The sequence below is a fragment of the Mycobacterium sp. 852002-51163_SCH5372311 genome (genome assembly GCF_001667115.1).
Taxonomy (GTDB): Bacteria; Actinomycetota; Actinomycetes; order Mycobacteriales; family Mycobacteriaceae; genus Mycobacterium.
The window spans coordinates 1-3,619 of sequence record NZ_LZIJ01000067.1; the positions used below are offsets into that span (position 1 = coordinate 1).

General features: G+C 63.9%; 4 protein-coding genes. 2 read left to right on the forward strand and 2 right to left on the reverse strand.

The genetic code is table 11. The annotated features are described in order from the left end of the window. Nucleotides 1–114: 114 nt before the first annotated feature. A complete protein-coding gene (locus tag A5791_RS08195; RefSeq protein ID WP_067233812.1) occupies nt 115–597 on the reverse strand; it encodes a nuclear transport factor 2 family protein in 483 nt (160 codons plus the stop codon). A 9-nt stretch (nt 598–606) separates the two neighbouring features. Further along, the gene (locus tag A5791_RS08200; protein WP_067233814.1) at nt 607–1,227 is read right to left on the reverse strand and encodes a TetR/AcrR family transcriptional regulator; all 621 of its coding nucleotides are present in this window, start codon (nt 1,225–1,227) and stop codon (nt 607–609) included. Between the two features lie 39 nt (nt 1,228–1,266). On the opposite strand from A5791_RS08200, the gene A5791_RS08205 reads away from it, so the two are divergent. Both A5791_RS08205 and A5791_RS08210 read left to right on the forward strand, forming a co-directional pair. Next, nucleotides 1,267–2,493: a hypothetical protein gene (locus A5791_RS08205; protein ID WP_067233817.1), complete on the forward strand. Its 1,227-nt coding sequence runs from the start codon at nt 1,267–1,269 to the stop codon at nt 2,491–2,493. Between the two features lie 154 nt (nt 2,494–2,647). Beyond that, nucleotides 2,648–3,619, forward strand: a 972-nt coding sequence (locus tag A5791_RS08210; RefSeq protein WP_156661072.1) for an Hsp70 family protein, incomplete at its 3' end; no start/stop codon positions are given.

The following is a 3,619-nucleotide window of genomic DNA, read 5'->3' on the forward strand; positions in this document are numbered from 1 at the left end:
GTTCACAGCCAACGCCGTCAGTCCACGCTTAACGCCGTAGGTTCACGCTTAACGCCGTCAGTTCACGCCCAGCGCCCTGTAACAGCCCATTCTGCGTCTGCTCGCGACCGCAAGCTAATCGGCCATCGCGCGGCCGGGTTTGACTTTGAAGTTCAAGCCTTCCAACGACATCGTCGCTTCGTAAGTTCGGTCGTAGCCGGTGGCGCTGATTCGCCATTCGCCGTCGGTGCGGCGGTACTCGTCACGGTAGAAGGCCGCACCGATCAGCATGAAATTGAACTCGGCGACGATGACCCTGTCCTGCAGGTACCACCTGCCCGACGCGGTATCCCCGGTCACGTCGATTTCCGGATGGGTCACCCGATGTTCGGTGACGACGTTGGGACCGCAGGCGGAACGCATGTATTCCACCAGATCGGTGCGGTTGGTGAAGTGCAGCTCTTTACCGACCGACGATCCGTAGTCGCCGCGCACGTCGTCGGTCAGCGTGTCGGCGAAGTCGTCCCAGTGTTTGGTGTCCAGCGCACGCAGGTACCGGTACTTGACCCGCTTGATCGCTTCCACATCGTTAAGGCTCATCACGTCATTGCAGCACACGGCGACAGGTCAACTGCTGTCCAGGTAGTGGGTGACCATGTCGATCAGCGTGCGCCGCTCCTGGGACCAGTCGATTGGGGTGCCGATGATCATCTGCGCCAGCACCACACCGCGCAGCGCCGCCCAGATGACCTCGGCCACACCGGCATTCGCCGGGTCGTCGGCTATCAAGCGGCCGAGCTGTCCGATCGCCTCGTTCATCTCGAGCAGGTGGCGGCGCGACGATTGGTCCGGCCCACCGCGGATGGCCCGCAGGATTTCGAAGGCCGCCAGTGAAGTGGGACTGCTGTAGCACGCCCAGGCGGTGTCCACGACGACCTCGATGCGCTCGCGCAGCGGTAATTCGCTGACATCGGCCGATGACAGGCTCTCGACCAGCCTGGCCACCCCTTCGTCGACGACCGCCATCAGCATCCCGTTGCGGTCGCCGAAGTGGTACTGAATGACGCCCCACGTCACACCGGCGCGTTCGGCCACGTGCTTGGCGGTGGCGGCCGCGAATCCCTCCTCGACGATGCAGCGAACCGTCTCGTCGATGATCTTCGACCGGGTGTCGTCGCCGCGCTTACGCGGCGCGCTGGTGCGCCGCGTCGGGCTGACCGAACGCCTCTGGCCTGCGGTAATGGACATTGTTGACTTTATAACATAGATCCGACTATTTTTGGGCGAGTGAGCGCATCTCGATACGCGCGGTTGTCCCGTGCGGAGCTGGCCGTCCTGGTACCCGAGCTGCTGTTGATCGGGCAGCTGATCGACCGCTCCGGCATGGCGTGGTGCATCAAGGAGTTCGGCCACGAGGAAATGCTGCAGATCGCCATCGAGGAGTGGGCGGGCGCCAGCCCGGTCTACACCAAGCGCATGCAGCGCGCACTGAACTTCGAAGGCGACGATGTGCCCACCATCTTCAAGGGCATCCAGCTTGACATCGGGGCTCCGCCGCAGTTCATGGATTTCCGTTACACCATCCACGACCGCTGGCATGGCGAATTCCATCTCGACCACTGTGGGGCACTGCTTGACGTGGAACCGATGGGCGACAAGTACGTCCGCGGCATGTGCCACACCATCGAGGACCCGACGTTCGACGCCACGGCAGCGGCCGTCAACCCGCACGCGCAAATGCGGCCCATCCACCGGCCGCCGCGGACGCCGGCAGATCGGCACCCGCACTGCGCGTGGACCGTCATCATCGACGAGTCCTACCCAGTGGTCGAGACCATTCCCGCGGTGGACGTCGTTCGCAAAACCCGCGCCGCGACATGGGAACTCGACCCTGTCGATCGGTCTGAGGAGGGACAGGCGGATTACTCGGGTCCGTTGATGTCCGATTTCGACTTCGGCGCCTACTCGCACTCGGCGCTGGTACGGGTGGCCGACGAGGTCTGCCTGCAGATGCACTTGCTCAACTTGTCCTACGCCATCGCGGTGCGAAAGCGGGCCCGCGACGACGAAATGGCGACCTCGATAAACACGCAGCAGCTCATCGGGTTGGCCGGCGTCGCCGCCGAGCGCATTCACCGAGCGCTCGATTTGCCCGACGGAAAGGACGGCGTGCTACGGGTTTTGGAGTTACACCCGCTACTTAACCCGGCCGGTTACGTGGTAGCGGACGTGAACGCGAACCGCCTTGCGGTACAACGCTCGCCGGCTCACGACGACGGCGCCTGGATTTCGCTGTGTTCACCGGAATCCGTGAAACCGTTGCAGGCGATCGCCACTGCGGTGAACCCGCATGTCCAGGTTCAGGTCAGCGGAACGGACACGGATTGGGTTGCTGAGCTTGTCGAATCGGAAGCCGCCGCAACCGAATTGCCGGAGGTCATGGTGGCCAAGGTTAGTCGCGGCTCGTCGTTCCAGTTCGAGCCGAGGCGTTCGCTGCCACTCACCGTGGTATGACCTGACGCCGGCTGTCAAGGGGTTGGCGGTACCGCTTCGGTGACGACACGGCATCGACCGTGTACCAATGGGCTTGCGACCCAACCGCATCGGACTGGTCCGCGGATATGGTTGACGCTGGCCAGAGACCCCCATCGACGAAAGTTTTCGCTTTATGTACGACCCTTTGGGGTTGTCGATCGGAACCACCAACCTCGTCGCAGCGCGTAGCGCAAGTCCGCCGGTCACACGTCGGGCTGTACTAACGCTCTATCCACACTGCGCACCGAAAGTTGGTGTGCCTCAAGACGACCCGGCGAACCCGAACCTCGCCCAGCCCGGCGTGCTGGTCAGCGGGTTCGTCGAGCGCATCGGCGGCTCGGTGGCACTGGTGTCCAGCGACGGGTCCGCGCACGACCCCGACCTGTTGATGGTCGAGGCGCTGGACGCGATGGTGAACGCGGCCGGCGCGGACGCGAGTTCCTCTGAGATCTCCATTGCCGTGCCCGCGTACTGGAAACCCGCGACGGTTCAGGCGCTGCGGGACGCGCTGCGCACCCATGTGGGCTTCGTCCGCAGCGGAATGGCGCCGCGTTTGGTGTCGGACGCTGTCGCCGCGTTGACCGCGGTGGACTGCGAACTGGGGCTCCCGGACGACGGTGTGGTCGGCCTGCTCGATTTCGGGGGCGCCGGCACGTCGGCCACGTTGATAAAACTCGGCGTGGACTTCGAGGCCGTCAGCCCCACGATTCGTTGCCGCGACTTCTCCGGCAACGAGGTCGACCAAGCGTTGCTGCTGCATGTCTTCGAGGAAATCGGTCACAGCGGCGATATGGACTCGGCCAGTACCCAGGCCGCGGGACGGATCAGCGAGCTCGTGGAGCAGTGCCGGGTGGCCAAGGAACGGTTGTCCACCGACCAGGTGGCGGAATTGTCCACGAACTTCCGCGGGTACAAGTGCAGCATCGAGGTAACGCGGGATCAGCTCGAGGATCTCATCCAGGATCGGCTGACCAGCTTGATTTACGCGTTCGACCACCTGCTGGTGCGTTGCAAGAAGGGCTGGCCGGAGCTGGCAGCGCTGGTCGTTGTCGGCGGCAGCGCCAGTACTCCGCTTGTCACGCACCGCCTTTCGAGACACGCTCGG